The 18,393-nt window shown below is 39.8% G+C and carries 16 protein-coding genes and 1 tRNA gene; 16 read left to right on the top strand and 1 reads right to left on the bottom strand.

Translation table 11 applies throughout. The features are described 5' to 3' along the window. Nucleotides 1–202 precede the first annotated feature (202 nt). The 11 genes from J7E66_RS13815 to yihA all read left to right on the top strand — a co-directional run bounded on the left by J7E66_RS13815 (nucleotide 203) and on the right by yihA (nucleotide 12,681). Nucleotides 203–1,255 (top strand): GerMN domain-containing protein, encoded by a 1,053-nt coding sequence (locus J7E66_RS13815; protein WP_215000922.1) that lies wholly within the window; start codon nucleotides 203–205, stop codon nucleotides 1,253–1,255. A 133-nt stretch (nucleotides 1,256–1,388) separates the two neighbouring features. Beyond that, on the top strand, nucleotides 1,389–2,144 hold the full coding sequence (rph, locus tag J7E66_RS13810; RefSeq protein WP_215000920.1) for a ribonuclease PH: 756 nt from the start codon (nucleotides 1,389–1,391) through the stop codon (nucleotides 2,142–2,144). 13 nt (nucleotides 2,145–2,157) lie between these two features. Continuing rightward, nucleotides 2,158–2,766, top strand: a complete 609-nt coding sequence (locus tag J7E66_RS13805; RefSeq protein WP_215000918.1) for an XTP/dITP diphosphatase — start codon at nucleotides 2,158–2,160, stop codon at nucleotides 2,764–2,766. After that, entirely contained in the window at nucleotides 2,766–3,281 is a 516-nt protein-coding gene (locus J7E66_RS13800; protein WP_215000915.1) for a metallophosphoesterase family protein, read from the top strand. The genes J7E66_RS13805 and J7E66_RS13800 overlap by 1 nt, the downstream gene beginning before the upstream one ends. 110 nt (nucleotides 3,282–3,391) lie before the next feature. Beyond that, nucleotides 3,392–3,465 (top strand) — tRNA-Arg (locus tag J7E66_RS13795). A 102-nt stretch (nucleotides 3,466–3,567) separates the two neighbouring features. Further along, on the top strand, nucleotides 3,568–4,617 hold the full coding sequence (locus J7E66_RS13790; RefSeq protein ID WP_215000913.1) for a tetratricopeptide repeat protein: 1,050 nt from the start codon (nucleotides 3,568–3,570) through the stop codon (nucleotides 4,615–4,617). 158 nt (nucleotides 4,618–4,775) lie between these two features. After that, nucleotides 4,776–6,053 (top strand): trigger factor, encoded by a 1,278-nt coding sequence (gene tig / locus J7E66_RS13785; protein ID WP_215000910.1) that lies wholly within the window; start codon nucleotides 4,776–4,778, stop codon nucleotides 6,051–6,053. Nucleotides 6,054–6,451: 398 nt separating this feature from the next. Next, nucleotides 6,452–7,711 carry an ATP-dependent protease ATP-binding subunit ClpX gene (gene clpX, locus J7E66_RS13780; RefSeq protein WP_215000908.1) on the top strand — a complete coding sequence of 420 codons (1,260 nt, stop codon included), beginning with the start codon at nucleotides 6,452–6,454 and terminating at the stop codon, nucleotides 7,709–7,711. 151 nt (nucleotides 7,712–7,862) lie between these two features. After that, a complete protein-coding gene (gene lonB, locus J7E66_RS13775; RefSeq protein ID WP_215000905.1) occupies nucleotides 7,863–9,530 on the top strand; it encodes an ATP-dependent protease LonB in 1,668 nt (555 codons plus the stop codon). Between the two features lie 245 nt (nucleotides 9,531–9,775). Next, a complete protein-coding gene (lon, locus tag J7E66_RS13770; protein WP_215000902.1) occupies nucleotides 9,776–12,103 on the top strand; it encodes an endopeptidase La in 2,328 nt (775 codons plus the stop codon). Further along, nucleotides 12,100–12,681: a ribosome biogenesis GTP-binding protein YihA/YsxC gene (gene yihA, locus J7E66_RS13765; protein ID WP_215000899.1), complete on the top strand. Its 582-nt coding sequence runs from the start codon at nucleotides 12,100–12,102 to the stop codon at nucleotides 12,679–12,681. The genes lon and yihA overlap by 4 nt, the downstream gene beginning before the upstream one ends. 31 nt (nucleotides 12,682–12,712) lie before the next feature. Here the strand turns inward: yihA and J7E66_RS13760 are convergent, their stop codons facing one another. Continuing rightward, nucleotides 12,713–13,201 (bottom strand): LiaI-LiaF-like domain-containing protein, encoded by a 489-nt coding sequence (locus J7E66_RS13760; protein WP_214731802.1) that lies wholly within the window; start codon nucleotides 13,199–13,201, stop codon nucleotides 12,713–12,715. A 273-nt stretch (nucleotides 13,202–13,474) separates the two neighbouring features. Here J7E66_RS13760 and hemA point away from each other — a divergent pair, with 273 nt between their 5' ends. Genes hemA through hemB form a run of 5 tightly spaced genes read left to right on the top strand, consistent with a single transcriptional unit; the run spans nucleotide 13,475 to nucleotide 18,388 of the window. Further along, nucleotides 13,475–14,818, top strand: a complete 1,344-nt coding sequence (hemA, locus tag J7E66_RS13755) for a glutamyl-tRNA reductase (RefSeq protein ID WP_215000896.1) — start codon at nucleotides 13,475–13,477, stop codon at nucleotides 14,816–14,818. Between the two features lie 12 nt (nucleotides 14,819–14,830). After that, nucleotides 14,831–15,664, top strand: a complete 834-nt coding sequence (locus J7E66_RS13750) for a cytochrome C assembly family protein (protein WP_214731798.1) — start codon at nucleotides 14,831–14,833, stop codon at nucleotides 15,662–15,664. A 25-nt stretch (nucleotides 15,665–15,689) separates the two neighbouring features. Next, nucleotides 15,690–16,625: a hydroxymethylbilane synthase gene (hemC, locus tag J7E66_RS13745; RefSeq protein ID WP_215000893.1), complete on the top strand. Its 936-nt coding sequence runs from the start codon at nucleotides 15,690–15,692 to the stop codon at nucleotides 16,623–16,625. Beyond that, the gene (locus J7E66_RS13740) at nucleotides 16,622–17,404 is read left to right on the top strand and encodes a uroporphyrinogen-III synthase (protein WP_215000892.1); all 783 of its coding nucleotides are present in this window, start codon (nucleotides 16,622–16,624) and stop codon (nucleotides 17,402–17,404) included. Before hemC ends, J7E66_RS13740 begins: the two co-directional genes overlap by 4 nt. A 3-nt stretch (nucleotides 17,405–17,407) precedes the next feature. Continuing rightward, nucleotides 17,408–18,388 (top strand): porphobilinogen synthase, encoded by a 981-nt coding sequence (hemB, locus tag J7E66_RS13735; protein ID WP_215000890.1) that lies wholly within the window; start codon nucleotides 17,408–17,410, stop codon nucleotides 18,386–18,388. Nucleotides 18,389–18,393: the final 5 nt, after the last annotated feature.

The following is an 18,393-nucleotide window of genomic DNA, read 5'->3' as shown; positions in this document are numbered from 1 at the left end:
CTCGTTTTTATTTTGCTGAAAAAATGATAACGTCCACCGCTCGTGGACATTTGTACACGAGTGGTGCCTGACACCATTTTTACCATTGTTACTATTTATGTTATTTTTTTAAATATTGTTCTATTTTTCTTGTGTAAGTCGGTCTAATTTCTCTCTAGGCTCGTATACATGTTAGTACAAACTGTCTTAGGGGGAAATAGTTATGTCTAAAAATAAAGCAAAGATCCTTATGTCGACTGTGCTTACTTCAACAGTTCTACTGTCAGGTTGTGGATTATTAGGGTCGGAAACACAAAAGAAAATTGATCCACCAAAGAGTACGACTATTGCGGAAAAAACAACGAGTAAGGAACCGACGGCTAAAGAAACGGCTAAGCAAGAAGACACAGTCAAAACGGAGCTTTATCTGATTGATAAAGATGGCTATGTTGTACCGCAAACATTGGACCTACCGAAAACAACATCAGTTGCTAAACAAGCCCTTGAATATTTAGTGGCGAATGGACCTGTTACAGATCAACTACCAAATGATTTTCGAGCAGTCCTTCCAGAGGACACGGATCTGTCTGTGAATATTGATAAAGATGGCGTCGCCACGGTTAATTTTTCAAAAGAGTTTAAGAATTACCAAGCTGAAGATGAGATGAAGATCCTCCAATCGGTCACTTGGACGCTGACTCAGTTTGATAATGTTAAAACCGTTAAGCTAAAAATGAACGGTCATGATTTAACGGAAATGCCTGTTAATGGAACACCAATAAGTGAAAACCTTTCAAGAGCCACCGGTATCAACTATGATACAGCGGATGTAACTGATATCACCAATACCAAACCAGTAACTGTCTATTATATTGGCGGTGAAGAAGGCTCCTACTATTATGTACCTGTGACGCGCCGGGTTAGCAACACTGAGAAAGATCCCTATGTTGCAGTCGTCAATGAATTAATAAAAGGACCTAGTGGGAAATCACCACTCGTATCTGAATTTATGTCAGATGTTAAACTCCTAGAGGCGCCAAAGTACGAGGACGGACAAGTAACCTTGAACTTTAATGAGAATATTTTTGGCAGCTTTGAAGAAAAGGAAATTTCACAGCATTTACTAGATGCACTCGTGCTTTCCTTAACGGAACAAGAGGGTGTTGAAAAAGTGGCTGTTCAAGTAAATGGCAAGGCAGACATCAAAAATGACAATGGCAAAAAATTAACTGAACCAGTAACTCGACCAGAAAAAGTCAATACAGGTAGTTTTTAAAAAAAATTATTTGTTATACTATATAGTGACCAAGAAAGAGGTTGGCTTTAAGCCCGCCTCTTCTTTATTTGGTATAAGTAAAATTCATGTACCAATTTAAAAATGCTTTACAAAGTTGAAGGAGGTAGTATTTGTGCGTGTTGATGGAAGAGAGCCGCTCCAACTAAGGCCCATACATATTGAACCAAATTATTTAATGCACCCTGAAGGTTCTGTCCTTATTTCTGTTGGTGATACGAAAGTAATTTGTGCTGCAAGTATTGAAGAGAGAGTTCCTCATTTTATGAGAGGGGAAGGCAAAGGCTGGATTACTGCCGAGTATTCGATGCTGCCAAGGGCGACAGAAACAAGAAACATTCGCGAATCGTCAAAAGGGAAGGTCTCTGGCCGGACAATGGAAATTCAACGGTTAATCGGGCGTGCCCTTAGAGCAGTTGTCGATTTAGGGGCGTTGGGTGAAAAAACCGTTTGGATCGATTGCGATGTGATCCAAGCGGATGGCGGGACACGAACAGCCTCGATCACCGGTGCATTTGTGGCGATGACCCTCGCTTTAAATTCTTTAGCAGAGAAAAAGTCGTTTGCAAGGTTTCCGATTACGGATTATTTAGCGGCAACAAGTGTGGGGATTTTACAAAATGACCAAACTGTTCTTGACTTAAATTATGCAGAGGATTCTAAGGCACAGGTCGATATGAATGTAGTCATGACTGGAAATGGCGAATTTGTTGAACTGCAGGGAACGGGCGAGGAATCAACATTCTCCTACGAGCAGCTTCAAGGTCTGCTTAGTGCTGCTCAAACTGGGCTTATGGACCTATTTGAACGACAAAAAGAGGTTCTAGGTGAAGAGATTACCCGAAAAATAGAATCACGAAGACAAAAATAAGGGGCGGTTATGAGTGAAAGAAGTTATTATTGCGACGAAAAATCCTGGAAAGGCGCGGGAATTTGAGCATATCTTTGCATCAAGAGGGATCGAAGTCCGAACCTTGCTTGATTTTCCTGAAATCCCGGACGTAGACGAAACGGGTACGACCTTTGAAGAAAATGCGATCTTGAAGGCGGAAGCTGTCTCCCAAGCACTTGGGAAAATGGTGATTGGCGACGATTCTGGCCTGATGGTGGACGCGCTTGAAGGAAGACCAGGAATCTATTCAGCACGCTATGCTGGGGAACCAAAAAATGACCAGAACAATACAGATAAAGTCCTGTCAGAATTAAAAGGACTTCCAGATGAAAAGCGATCCGCACGATTCTACTGTGCTTTAGCTGTCTCCGTTCCAGGTCAAGAAAGCATAACAGTGTCAGGCACCTGTGAAGGTCGTATTCTTGAAGAACAAAGAGGTACCAATGGATTTGGCTATGATCCTGTTTTTTATGTGCCTGAGAAAGGTCTAGCCATGGCCGAATTATCATCAGAAGAAAAAAATAAAATCAGCCACCGTGCGAATGCGTTGAAAAAGCTTGATGTGGTCTTGGATTCTATTTTAGAAAGAGCGGAGAAGTAATGAGCAAGATTTTAGTGGTTAGTGATAGCCATGGGTTGACGAAAGAACTCCAAGTGCTAAGAGAAAGGCATTCTGAAGATGTTGATTTAATGATTCATTGTGGCGATTCGGAATTGATGCCTGATGATCAAGCGATATCTGGATATATAACGGTAAGGGGTAATTGTGATTTCGGCAGCGGATATCCGTTGGAGACGATAGCCGAGGCGGCGGGGAAGAAATTCTTCGTTACTCATGGGCATCTTTATTCAGTAAAATCTTCTTTGATGAATATTAAATATAAAGCACAGGAAGTAAACGCCGATATCGTCTGTTTTGGCCATTCGCATGTCCTTGGTGCGGAAGTGATAGATGGTACCTTATTTTTAAATCCAGGCAGCATTCGTTTGCCAAGGGAACTCTTAGAAAAAACCTATGTTATTCTTGATTTGCAGGATGAGAAAGTTAAAATGTCAGTGTTTGAAGCGGATGGACGGGAAATTCCAGAGCTTGCTCGTGAATTTACCCTTCGATAAATGAGAGGGAGATTTCCTCTCCCTTTTATTTTTTTAAAAAAATAATAGAAAGTCTGTTGACTTTTTGTTATTACGGTAATATAATAAATCTTGTCTTAAACAACTTATATGTCCCAGTAGCTCAGCTGGATAGAGCAACGCCCTTCTAAGGCGTGGGTCGGGAGTTCGAATCTCTCCTGGGACGCTATACTACATGGTAGAAAAAAACTCACTTTTATAAGTGAGTTTTTTTTTGCCTTCTATTTATGCTAAACTATGTTCCAAGACTATCATAAGGACGGATTTTATGAAAAAACGGGAACCTGTGAAAAGAATAGATAATGTGATCTTTTTTCCCGGACTTGAAAAAAGATTAACTGATAAAGGTCTGGAAAACCTTGAAAAGAAAAAATTTAACGAAGCGATAAACCTTTTGGAAGAAGCCAGAGAACATGATCCTGATAATGACGAAATATTGATTGGTTTGGTTCTGGCCTATTTTGAAGCATCTTCTTTTCAAAAAGCAAAAGCACTTGCCAAAGAAATGCTTCATAAAGGAATTGGGGACTATTTGCAAATGGTCGATCTCTATTTGACGGTCCTGATCCAGCTTCATGAATACCAGGAAATTGTAGCAACAATTGAAGTCTTATTAGAGGAAAAAGAGATTCCGCCTGAAAAACATGACCACTTTTTAACCATCCTGCAATTCAGCCGGAGAATGGCAGAAAACCGTCAACCAGACACAGAAACAGAAACAGAATCAATTACATATGACATCACCCTAGAGGAAACAAACGTTCATGAACTAAACCTTTTTTCGATTGATAATCTAAACGAACAAATGCTCCTCGTTTCGAGCTTGGCTGAGAAAAACATTCGCCCCTACCTCCCTGAGATTGCCGAATATTTGGCAGCAGAAGCAGGACATCCATTCCTTAAAACAATCCTGTTATCTCTTTTAAAAGAACAGGAAATTGATAGAGAATTATCTGTCATGAAATTTGAGATGGAGAAAAAAGTTATTCCAACACATCTTCCAGAAGTTAGGGAAGAACCAAGATTGAAAGAGGTAAAGGCTTTATTAGAGGCTCGACTAGAAAGTGAAGACCCCGTTCTTTTTGAAAACAGCTTCAGAATGGCAGAGCGAAATTTTTTTATAAGCTATCCTTTCGAATTGCAGCCGAAAAGCACTGCTGCTTGGGCTGCAGCCTTTCACCACTTGGCCGAATATTACCTAGGTATGGACATAAAGATACATCACTTGTCCGGAGAATATGAAGTTCCGGTGGAGGAAATAGAAGAAGCTATCGCGATGATTGAGGGAATTGAGAAAATTTCTTATCCTAATATATAGGCTTCGCTGTTGAAAGAAAACAAACCTATGTTATAATGTAGTGGTTGCATTGTGTAAAAAACACATTTAAAAGAAGGATAATAGCTTGATGGACAAGTTATTTCCAAACTCAAATTCGTTACGAATGATATGAGAATAGATTGTTGGAGGGAAAATGTATGTCAGCAAAATGGGAAAAACTAGAAGGTAACCGCGGCGTTCTTACGGTTGAAGTAAGTGCGGAAAAAGTAAATGAAGGACTAACTGCGGCTTTTAACAAAGTTGTTAAGCAAGTAAATGTTCCAGGCTTCCGTAAAGGAAAAATGCCTCGTCCAATGTTTGAAAAGCGTTTTGGTGTAGAATCACTTTATCAAGATGCATTAGATATTCTTCTTCCAGAAGCATACGGAAGTGCAATTGACGAAACAGGCATCGAGCCAATCGACCGTCCAGATATCGACATCGAGCAAATGGAAAAAGGCAAAGAACTTATCTTCAAAGCTACTGTTCAAGTAAAACCTGAAGTAACATTAGGCGAATACAAAGGCTTAGAAGTAGAAGCACTCGATACAAACGTTACTGACGAAGACGTTGCTAACGAACTAAAAACTCTTCAAGAGCGTCAAGCTGAGCTTGTAGTTAAAGAAGAAGGCACAATTGAAAATGGTGATACTGTTGTTCTAGATTTCGAAGGATTCGTTGATGGCGAAGCGTTCGAAGGTGGAAAAGCTGAAAACCATTCACTTGAAATTGGTTCAGGATCATTCATCCCTGGCTTTGAAGAGCAATTAGTAGGTTTAGCTACTGGCGAATCCAAAGACGTGGAAGTTACATTCCCTGAAGAATATCATGCAGCTGAGCTTGCTGGTAAACCTGCAGTATTCAAAGTAACGATTCATGAGATTAAAGGTAAAGAACTTCCTGCATTAGATGACGAGTTTGCTAAAGATGTGGATGATGAAGTTGAAACATTAGACGCACTTAAAGAGAAAATCAAAACTCGTTTAGAAAACAGCAAAAAGCACGAAGCTGAGCATCATTTACGTGATACAGTTGTTGAAAAAGCTGCTGCAAATGCAGAAGTGGAAATTCCAGATGTAATGGTCAACAGCGAAGTAAATCGTATGCTTCAAGAATTCGAACAACGCTTACAAATGCAAGGTATGAACCTTGAACTTTACTTCCAATTCTCAGGTCAAGACGAAAATGCTTTACGTGAGCAAATGAAAGAAGAAGCTGTAATTCGCGTTCGTACGAACTTAACATTAGATGCGATTGCTAAGGCTGAAAACCTTGAAGTAACTGAAGAAGAAGTTGATGCAGAACTTGAGAACATGGCTGGAATGTACAACATGACCGTTGATAGCATTAAACAAGCATTAGGCGGACTTGAAGGTATCAAATCAGACCTTAAACTTAAAAAAGCGGTTGACTTTATTGTTGAAAACAAGAAGTAATGTTTAAAATATTGCAAGGCACGATTTGAATCGTGCCTTGTTTTATACATTTTTTCAATTACATATTATAATAAGAAGTGGGAACATTTTTAACAATGGGCAGGAAAACAAGTTAGACATAGCGAATAAACAATAAATAATTTCCAGACAGGTTTGAGATTTATTTTCCTCATTATGGTTAAGATTAATGAGTACATAAGTTTTTAAAATGAATCACACCTAACAAAATGAGAGTTCTGAAAAACATATTTACCCTAAGCTTTTTATTTCCAGTCCATTGGCTTTATGTGTTACAATGCAACATACATACTATTCAATTATTAGAAAAAGACTCGAATTTTGGTTGTGTGATTCGCAAGTTACAATAGGGTTTTAACACGTTTTAAGGGGTGAAAGGATTGTTTAAATTTAATGATGAAAAAGGACAATTAAAGTGTTCCTTCTGTGGTAAAACGCAGGACCAAGTTCGTAAACTGGTTGCCGGGCCAGGAGTTTACATATGTGACGAATGTATTGAACTTTGCACCGAAATCGTTGAGGAAGAACTTGGAACGGAAGAAGAAGTAGAATTTAAAGATGTACCAAAGCCAAAAGAAATTTGTGAAATTCTTGATGAATATGTTATTGGTCAAGATCAAGCAAAGAAGTCTCTTTCTGTTGCAGTTTACAATCACTATAAGCGCATCAATTCTAATAGCAAAATAGATGATGTTGAGCTTGCAAAGAGTAATATTTGTATGATTGGACCAACAGGAAGCGGTAAAACTTTACTAGCCCAAACACTGGCACGTATTCTGAATGTACCTTTTGCGATTGCAGATGCAACTTCCCTTACCGAAGCTGGATATGTTGGGGAAGATGTTGAGAACATTTTATTAAAATTAATTCAATCTGCTGATTATGATGTTGAAAAGGCAGAAAAAGGAATTATTTATATTGATGAAATTGATAAAATCGCACGAAAATCCGAAAATCCTTCGATTACAAGGGATGTTTCTGGTGAAGGTGTTCAACAAGCATTATTAAAAATTCTTGAAGGTACGGTTGCAAGTGTTCCACCACAAGGGGGAAGAAAACACCCGCATCAAGAATTTATTCAAATCGATACAACAAATATTCTATTTATCTGCGGCGGAGCATTTGACGGGATCGAACCGATTATTAAGCGTCGTTTAGGCCAAAAAGTTATTGGTTTTGGTTCAGAAATTAAGCAGCAGGAAGTGGGACAAAAAGAACTTCTTTCCAAAGTATTACCTGAAGACTTATTACGCTTTGGATTAATTCCTGAATTTATCGGACGTCTTCCTGTAATCGCAAGTCTTGAGCAATTGGACGAAGCAGCATTGATTGAAATTTTAACAAAGCCAAAAAATGCACTTGTTAAACAATATCAAAAAATGCTTGAAATCGATGAGGTTGAACTTCAATTTGAAGAAGGCGCATTGACTGAAATTGCCAAAAAGGCAATTGAACGCAAAACCGGCGCCCGTGGTTTACGTTCGATTATCGAAGGAATTATGCTCGATGTTATGTTTGACCTTCCTTCACGTGATGACATTACAAAGTGTGTCATTACTAAAGAAACGGTTATTAACAATAGTGTTCCAAAACTTCTTTTGGAAGATGGAACTGTTGTTGCTGAAGAAAAATCTGCATAATAATTGACGAAGACTCGGCTTAGGCCGGGTCTTTTCTAGTTGTATCGTCCCTCCGAACAGTTTCTTACAATTTGTGGTTTATTCCACCCCACTGCAGGAAATACTTATTAATATATATTTAGTAATAAGTTGAAATGCAGGAGGGAAATGTATGAGTTGGACGGGGATTGCCTTATTTATACAGCTATTTTTCGGAATCATCATTGGGCTGTATTTTTGGAATTTGCTGAGGAATCAGCGGACACAAAAAGTATCCATTGATCGGGAATCCCGAAAGGAAATGGATCAGCTTCGCAAAATGAGATCCATTTCACTTACAGAACCATTAGCTGAAAAAGTTCGGCCTACAAGCTTTCAAGACATTGTCGGCCAAGAAGATGGAATCAAATCATTAAAAGCAGCACTATGTGGACCAAATCCGCAGCATGTGATCATTTATGGACCCCCAGGAATTGGAAAAACAGCAGCTGCACGGCTTGTGTTAGAAGAGGCGAAAAAAAACCGTAAATCACCATTTAAACCTGAATCCGTGTTTATTGAACTAGACGCAACAACGGCACGATTTGATGAAAGAGGTATTGCCGATCCCTTAATTGGTTCCGTTCATGACCCAATCTATCAAGGTGCCGGAGCGATGGGACAAGCAGGAATTCCACAGCCGAAACAAGGGGCAGTTACCAACGCCCATGGCGGTGTCTTGTTTATCGATGAAATCGGCGAATTGCATCCGATTCAAATGAATAAGCTGTTAAAAGTATTAGAGGATCGCAAGGTCTTCCTGGAAAGTGCGTATTACCACGAGGAAAATAACCAAATCCCGACGCATATCCATGATATTTTTAAAAATGGACTTCCGGCTGATTTTCGTTTAATCGGCGCGACAACAAGAACGCCGAGTGAAATCCCGCCTGCGATTCGATCGCGCTGTATGGAGGTTTTCTTCAGGGATTTAAATCAGGAAGAAATTGTGGAAATTGCCAATAATGCCGCGAAAAAAGTTAACCTTCAAATAAGCGAACTTGGTGTGAATACCATCGCAAACTATGCAAGAAATGGCCGTGAAACAGTCAATTTGATTCAGATCGCAGCAGGACTTGCGATTACGGAAGACCGTAATTTTATCAAGGATGAAGATATTGAATGGGTCATTCATGCTAGTCAAATGTCACCAAGAATGGAAAGAAAGATTAATGATATTTCTCATGTCGGACTTATCAATGGACTGGCAGTCTATGGTCCGAATTCAGGTGCATTACTAGAAATCGAAGTGACTGTGATCCCAGCAAAAGATAAAGGATCGATCAATATTACTGGAATCGTAGATGAAGAAAGTATTGGCGGACAAGGGAAATCGATTCGTCGGAAGAGTATGGCGCGCGGTTCGATTGAAAACGTTATCACTGTTTTGCGATCAATGGGTGTACCAGCAAATGACTATGATATCCATGTGAATTTCCCAGGTGGTGTTCCCATTGACGGACCATCGGCCGGAATCGCAATGGCGACAGGAATTTATTCCGCTATTTATAAAATTCCAATCGATAACACCGTGGCAATGACAGGAGAAATAAGCATCCATGGAAATGTAAAGCCGATTGGAGGTGTCTATCCAAAGGTGAAGGCAGCGAAAAAAGCAGGAGTAAAAACGGTGATCATCCCAGAAGAAAATATGCAAACAATTCTTAAAGAAATTGACGGAATCAATATTATTCCCGTTACCCATCTGCACGAGGTATTTGAGATTGCCCTAGTAAATGATTATCAGAAAATGGATGCGATCCCTGCATCGATTGAACTATCAAAAAAAGAGAGTATCTAACGAAAAACTTCGGTTTGTGGTTCATAGGCAAACCGAAGTTTTTTATTGCATAATAATTAATGTGAGAAATCTAACAGAAACATAGAAAGAATTCTTTATGTTTGGGGAAAATAAATTCATGCTGAAAATGAGGTTTCATACACCATCTCTAAAAATAGACACTTAAAAATAAATAGGATAGAATTGTACAAAGACCATTCTGATTTTGCAGTAAAAAAATGATTTGCATGTGGAGGTGCAGTATTTTGACGAAAAAGAGCGAATTGATCGTCCCCCTCCTGCCGCTTCGAGGATTGCTCGTCTATCCGACTATGGTCCTTCATTTAGATGTAGGACGTGAAAGATCAGTACAAGCACTTGAAAAAGCAATGGTAGATGACCATTTAATATTCTTAACCACTCAAAAGGAAGTTTCTATTGATGACCCTTCTGAAGAGGATTTATACACGATTGGAACCTTAACGAAAGTTAAACAAATGCTTAAACTGCCAAACGGGACGATAAGAGTATTGGTTGAAGGATTAAATCGCGGGGAAATCGTTTCATTCCATGATGAAGAAGACCACTATGCTGTTACGATTATTACCCACGAAGACCCGGATACGAAAGATGTCGAAGACCAAGCCTTAATGAGAACGATGCTTGATTATTTCGAGCAATACATAAAATTATCGAAAAAGATCTCTGCAGAAACCTATGCTTCAGTTGCAGATATTGAAGAACCTGGAAGAATGGCGGATATCATCTCTTCCCATTTACCAATCAAATTGAAGGAAAAGCAAGAAATCCTTGAAATGACAGATATTAAAGAAAGAGTAAACAAAGTAATTGATACCATTCATAACGAAAAAGAAGTCTTGAATTTAGAAAAAAAGATTGGTCAGCGTGTTAAGCGTTCCATGGAAAGGACGCAAAAAGAGTATTATTTGCGTGAGCAAATGAAGGCGATCCAAAAGGAATTAGGCGATAAGGAAGGCAAAACTGGCGAAATTGCTGAACTTACCAAAAAAATTGAGCAAGCAAATATGCCTGAACATGTTCTTCAAGCCGCACAAAAAGAACTTGAACGTTATGAAAAGGTGCCAGCAAGCTCAGCTGAAAGTGCCGTAATTCGCAATTATATCGACTGGCTCATTTCCATCCCTTGGTCGAAAAAAACAGAGGATGACATTGATATTCTCCGTGCTGAAAAGATATTAAATCAGGACCATTACGGACTTGAAAAAGTAAAGGAGCGCGTCCTCGAATATTTAGCTGTTCAGAAGCTGACGAATTCGTTAAAAGGACCAATCCTTTGTCTTGCAGGACCTCCAGGGGTTGGGAAAACAAGCCTTGCCCGCTCGATTGCGACATCACTCAATCGAAATTTTGTCCGCATTTCACTTGGCGGTGTTCGTGATGAATCTGAAATTCGTGGACATCGCAGAACCTATGTGGGTGCAATGCCAGGACGAATCATCCAAGGAATGAAAAAGGCGGGTACGATTAACCCGGTCTTTTTACTTGATGAAATCGATAAAATGTCAAGCGATTTCCGCGGGGATCCATCAAGCGCCATGCTTGAAGTACTTGATCCTGAACAAAATAGTAACTTTAGTGACCATTATATAGAAGAAACCTATGATCTTTCCAAGGTCATGTTTATAGCGACAGCCAATAACTTATCAACAATTCCTGGTCCGCTTTTGGACCGAATGGAAATTATCACGATTGCGGGCTACACGGAACTTGAAAAAGTCCATATTTGCCGAGATCATTTACTTCCAAAACAGATTAAAGAAAATGGTCTTTCCAAAGGAATTCTTAAGGTCCGCGATGATGCGATTCTAAAAGTCGTTCGTTACTACACACGTGAAGCAGGCGTACGAAGTTTAGAGCGTCAGATGGCAACACTTTGCCGGAAAACGGCAAAAATCATTGTTTCCGGTCAAAAGAAGCGTGTCATCATTACCGAAAAGAATATTGAAGAGTTTTTAGGAAAAACAAGATTCCACTATGGGATGGCCGAGTCAGAAGATCAAGTTGGAGTAGCAACTGGGTTAGCCTATACAACGGTGGGTGGAGACACTCTTCAGATTGAGGTTTCTTTAGCACCAGGGAAAGGGAAACTTGTGTTAACTGGAAAGCTTGGCGACGTAATGAAGGAATCAGCACAAGCGGCATTTAGTTATATCCGATCCAAAGCTAAGGAACTAGGGATTGATGAGGATTTCCATGAAAAATATGATATCCACATTCACGTTCCAGAAGGTGCAGTTCCTAAGGATGGACCATCGGCCGGTATTACCATAGCAACGGCGCTTGTATCAGCCTTGTCGGGCAGAGCCATTCGCCGAGAAGTAGGAATGACCGGAGAGATTACTTTAAGAGGCAGAGTTCTTCCAATTGGCGGCTTAAAAGAAAAAACACTTAGTGCTCATCGAGCGGGCTTAACAAAAATTATTCTTCCAAAGGATAATGAGAAAGATATTGATGATATTCCTGAAAGCGTTAGGAATGAACTGGATTTTGTCCTTGTTTCCCATGTGGACGAAGTCTTGAAGCATGCCCTGTTGGAAGGTGAAGTGAAATGAAGGTAGTCAGCTCAGAGATAGTCATCAGTGCAGTAAAGCCAGAACAATACCCGGAAACAGACTTACCTGAATTTGCGCTTGCAGGTCGTTCCAATGTCGGTAAATCTTCTTTTATCAATAAAATGCTAAACCGAAAAGGTTTGGCAAGAATATCCTCCAAGCCAGGAAAAACACAAACGCTTAATTTCTATTTAATTAACGAAATGCTGCATTTTGTCGATGTTCCTGGTTATGGATACGCAAAGGTTTCAAAATCTGAGCGGGCCGCTTGGGGAAGAATGATTGAAACGTATTTTACATCTCGGGAGCAATTAAAAGCGGCGGTTCAAATTGTTGATCTTAGACATCCACCATCAAAGGATGATGTCATGATGTATGATTTTTTAAAGCATCACGAAATTCCCACTGTCATCATTGCTACCAAGGCAGATAAAATCCCCAAAGGGAAATGGCAAAAGCATTTAAAAATAGTAAGAGAAACCTTAGATCTTGATAAAAATGACCAAATGGTTCTTTTCTCATCGGAAACTGGTTTAGGAAAAGACGAAGCATGGTCTGTTCTACAGAGTTTTATGTAAAAAATAAACGCCTGGGCATAAGCGCCAGGCGTTATTTTTTCTTCTTTAGGAGAAAATAAATACCAACCACAATAAGAAGAGCGGGCCAAAATTTCCACACAAAACTCATCCCATTTTGAAGTAAATCAAAATAGGCAGTAATTTTATCATAAAATAAAAGAAGGATTGCTAAAATAAGAAAGAGGAATGCTTGGAACAATCCTGAATTCGTCTTTTGAAATCGCAGAAAAAATCCGATTGAAATGATTAAAATTAACATACCAATATTGTTACTAGGCCAAAAGGATACCTTACCGACAAGATGGAAGTGAAGTCCAAATCCAGCCATAATGACCCCAGGAAGTATTGCCTCAGACTCTTTAGCAGAATACCCTTGACCTAAAAAGGCAATTCCAACAATCATAAGTAAGGTCGGCCATGTGAAAAATTGTTGGAAAATAGTGATCCCAGTTTGCTGCAATAGGAAGTAAGCTCCAAAGCCTATAAGAATGATCCCAGGAAAAATTCGTTGATTCTTCATTTAAAACACCGCTTCCAGTAAGGTTCACTTGAATCTCGTCCATTTTTTTGGTACTGTACATAAGGAAGTATTTAAAAAAAGTTATGGGTATTAAGAAAGTCTAAAGGAATCTTTGTTAATGTGTCCCTATCGGGATCAGCATTACTCGACTTTACTTAAATATATTACCATATAGTTTCGTTTTCTGTTCACATTTTTCGAGCAAAAGTCGAAATTGCTCATGATATAATCATACTAGTTAAGTTGCAATATCTATTGGGGGTGTCCTTTCAAATGCATACATTAGTGATCGGTATTAACTATAAAACTGCCCCTGTGGAAATTCGTGAGCGGTTGTCATTTAATGAAGCTGATCTTGCGGAGGCCATAAAAAAATTAAATACCAAAAAAAGCATCCTAGAAAATATCATCTTGTCTACATGTAATCGTACGGAAATTTATGCGGTTGTGGATCAATTACATACAGGCCGCTATTATATTAAAGAATTTCTGTCAGAATGGTTCGGGATAGAACAAAAAGAATTTTCTCCGTTTTTATTTGTGTATGAAGACGATGGCGCAGTTGATCATTTATTTAACGTTACTTGTGGACTTAATTCCATGGTTTTAGGAGAAACACAAATCCTTGGCCAGGTTCGTACGAGCTTTATACTAGCGCAGGAAGTTGGAACTACGGGGACCGTATTTAACCACTTATTTAAACAAGCGGTTACCGTTGCCAAACGCGCGCATTCAGAAACGGATATTGGTGCGAATGCTGTATCTGTCAGCTATGCCGCAGTGGAATTGGCGAAGAAGATTTTTGGTTCACTTGCTAATAAACATGTGTTAATTTTTGGCGCAGGAAAAATGGGTGAATTGGCTGCCCAAAACCTGCATGGTAACGGTGTGATGAAAGTTACAGTTATCAATCGGACCTATGAAAAAGCACAAGACTTAGCTCATCGTTTCAGCGGCAAAGCAAGATCCTTAGCTGAATTAGAGAAATCATTGGTGGAAGCAGATATCCTGATCAGTTCAACAGGTGCAAAAGACTTTGTTATTTCAAAAGAAATGATGGTCAAGGTCGAGAAAAAGCGCAAGGGTAAGCCGCTATTTATGGTGGACATTGCTGTACCGCGCGACTTGGATCCAAGAATAGCTGAACTTGAAAATGTCTTTTTATACGATATCGACGATCTAGAGGGGATTGTTGAGGCCAACCTGCAAGAACGTAAGAAGGCGGCTGAAAAAATCATGCTCATGATTGAAAAAGAAATCGTTGAGTTCAAGCAATGGCTAGGTATGCTTGGAGTGGTCCCGGTTATCTCGGCGCTTAGAGAAAAAGCACATGTAATCCAATCGGAAACCATGGTTAGTTTGGAGAGAAAGCTGCCAAATTTATCAGAGCGTGATCTAAAAGTGTTAAATAAACATACAAAAAGTATCATCAACCAGCTCTTAAAAGACCCTATATTACAAGCGAAAGAATTGGCTGCGCGACCTGATGCAAATCAAGCAATGGACCTTTTCATGAAGATCTTTAATATTGAAGAGCTTGTGGAAGAACAACATTCGAAAGCAGCCGAAACCAATCAAATACCGGTTACAACACCGCAGGCTTCCTTTCAGTCATAAGGGGTATGTTCTATGTTTAATGTCTTTATGACAAGGCTTCATGAATTAACCGTTGTTCTATATGCCTTTAGTGTGTTGTTATATTTTTTCGATTTTCTACATCATAACCGGAAGGCAAACCGTATTGCTTTCTGGTTACTTGCATTTGTATGGGTTTTGCAAACCGTCTTTCTCGGAATCTATATGTATAAAACAGGCAGATTCCCTGTGTTAACTATCTTTGAGGGACTCTATTTTTATGCTTGGATATTAGTCACATTGTCAATTGGTATAAATCATTTATTACGAGTCGATTTTATCGTCTTTTTCACGAATATACTTGGCTTTACGGTCATGGCGATTCATACATTTGCCCCGATGCAATATGGTTCGCATATCATGGCGAAGCAACTTGTTTCTGAACTGCTTTTGATTCATATTACGATGGCGATCCTCTCATACGGGGCCTTTTCATTATCATTCGTTTTTTCGACATTATATCTACTTCAATATGATTTATTAAAAAGGAAAAAATGGGGAACTAGACTCTTACGACTGGCCGACTTAGATAAGCTTGAAAAATCATCCTACATATTGGCCGTAATCGGTGTTCCGATGCTTCTGCTCAGTCTCATCTTAGGATTGCAGTGGGCCTTTCTTAAGGTACCCGGGATGCCATGGTACGATATGAAAATCATCGGCTCATTTCTGTTATTAACCGTCTATAGTATTCTTTTATATCTTCGAATTGTGAAAAATCTATCGGGAAGAAAATTAGCAATTTGGAATACAGCTGCCTTTTTAATTGTTTTAATTAACTTTTTCTTATTTGGTCAATTATCATCTTTTCATTTATGGTATGCGTAGCGCATAACCTCAGGAGGTCGCAATCATGAGAAAAATAATTGTAGGTTCTAGGCGAAGCAAATTGGCATTAACACAAACTAATTGGGTGATGGATCAGCTAAAAAAGTTGGACCCTCGCTTTGATTTTGAAGTAAAAGAAATCGTCACAAAAGGGGACCAAATCCTTGACGTTACCCTTTCGAAAGTTGGCGGCAAAGGACTTTTTGTAAAAGAAATTGAGCAAGCAATGCTTGATAAAGAGATTGATATGGCCGTTCATAGTATGAAAGATATGCCAGCTGTCTTACCAGAAGGACTTACAATTGGCTGCATTCCTTTTCGTGAGGACCACCGTGATGCGCTAATTTCAAGAGGTCATGTGAAGTTAAAAGATTTAAAACCAGGTGCAATTATCGGGACAAGCAGTCTTCGCCGCAGTGCACAGCTATTAGCAGCGCGTCCAGATTTAGAGATTAAATGGATCCGAGGGAATGTGGATACAAGATTAGCAAAATTAGAAACAGAAGAATACGATGCGATTATTTTAGCCGCAGCTGGCCTTTACCGTCTTGGCTGGGCTTCTGACGTAGTCACCGAATTCCTTGATGCCGACCTATGTATTCCTGCTGTCGGTCAAGGGGCATTGTCAATTGAATGCCGTGAAGATGATAAAGAACTTCTCGAACTTTTTGAAAAATTCACTTGCCAGAAAACGGAAAGAGCGGTTCGTGCAGAACGTGCCTTCCTTCAAAAAATGGAAGGCGGGTGTCAGGTGCCAATTGCCGGCTTCGCCTATGTAGCTGAAAATGATGAAATTGTCCTAAATGTTTTAGTGGCTTCACCAGAAGGACATGAAATCATTAAAGAAGAAGTTAGAGGAAAAAATCCAGAAGAGCTTGGTGTTCAGGCAGCTGATTTATTAATTCAAAAAGGTGGGAAAGACCTAATTGATAAGGTAAAGCGGGAGCTCGAAGGTCAATGATCCAATCGTTACCTTTGCTTGATAAAACCGTTCTTATTCCAAGAGGAGAAAATCAAGCAAAATCCTTTTCACAACTTGTAGAAGGGTATGGAGGGATTCCAATCGAAATCCCTCTTATTGCCTTTCGTCCGATAGAAAAAAATCAGCGCCTTCACGAAGCTTTGCTGGTTCTTGATACATATGACTGGATTATTTTTACGAGTAACGTAACCGTTGAAACCTTCTTTTCTTTTTTAAAAGAGGAAGGCGTTAGCGAAGCGTTTCCGAAAATCGCTGTTATTGGCAAAAAGACAGCAGAGGTTTTGATGGAAAGAGGGCTATCTCCAGCGTTCGTTCCGTCAGCTTATGTGGCGGAAACGTTTGTAGAGGAATTTATCCCATTGATTGATAAGGATTCACGGGTGCTCGTTCCAAAAGGAAACCTTGCCCGAGAATATATCGCCAGATCCTTAACGGGGGCCGGTGCCTTGGTCGATGAGGTTGTGATCTACGAAACCTATATGCCCGACGAAAGCCGCCTGAGGCTGGCTAAAATGCTAGCAGATAACCAACTGGATATCCTCACGTTTACGAGCCCTTCAACGGTGGACCATCTAATGGATGTCGTGAAGGAGTATCGATTGGATGAGCAGCTGAAAAATTGCATCATTGGCTGTATCGGTCCGGTTACCGAGAAAAAATTACGTGCTTATGGATTAATGGTCCATGCCTCACCAAAAGAGTACACCGTAAAAGAAATGATTAACAGTACGATTGCCTATTTAGATATGGAGGAATAATAAATGGAACTTCAATTTAAACGTCATCGCCGCTTACGCTCAAGTGCGAGCATGCGCTCACTTGTTAGAGAAAATCACTTAAAAGCAGAGGACTTTATTTATCCGTTGTTTATTTATGAAGGTGAGAATATTCGCAAGGAAGTCTCATCCATGCCTGGGGTATACCAAGTATCGATGGATCATTTGGAAGCAGAAATGGAAGATATTGTTGCTCATGGAATTAAATCCGTTCTCCTATTTGGGATTCCAAAAACGAAAGATGCATGTGGTGAGCAAGCCTTTCATGACCACGGGATTGTCCAGGTGGCGACCCGTTTTATCAAAGAAAAATTCCCAGAGATCATTGTCGTTGCGGATACATGTCTTTGTGAGTATACAAGCCATGGGCACTGCGGGGTAGTTGAAGGGGAGAAGGTTCTAAACGATCAGTCACTTGAATTGCTTGTAAAAACTGCGGTTGCTCAAGCGAAAGCAGGTGCAGACATTATTGCTCCATCTAACATGATGGACGGCTTTGTTGCGGCGATTCGTGCGGGATTGGATGAAGCAGGCTTTACAGAGATTCCGATCATGTCTTATGCCGTAAAATATGCATCGGCATTCTACGGACCTTTCCGTGAAGCTGCGGAAGGTGCGCCGCAATTTGGCGATCGCAAGACCTATCAAATGGACCCTGCTAACCGGATGGAAGCCTTTAGAGAAGCAGAATCCGATGTGGAGGAAGGTGCCGATTTCTTAATCGTGAAACCGGGTATGCCATACCTTGACATTGTTCGTGATATGAAGAATACCTTTAATTTACCGATTGTTATTTACAATGTAAGCGGAGAATATGCAATGGTTAAAGCCGCTGCCCAAAACGGCTGGATTGATGAGAAAAACACGGTTCTTGAAATGTTAATGGGTATGAAACGTGCAGGTGCTGACCTTATTATTACTTATGCTGCCAAAGATGCAGTTCGCTGGTTAAAAGAAGACCAATAATTTGA

Source organism: Bacillus sp. ISL-7 (assembly GCF_018613065.1).
The sequence above is the reverse complement of the archived record's forward strand: the minus strand, read 5'-3'. Positions and strand labels throughout refer to the sequence as shown.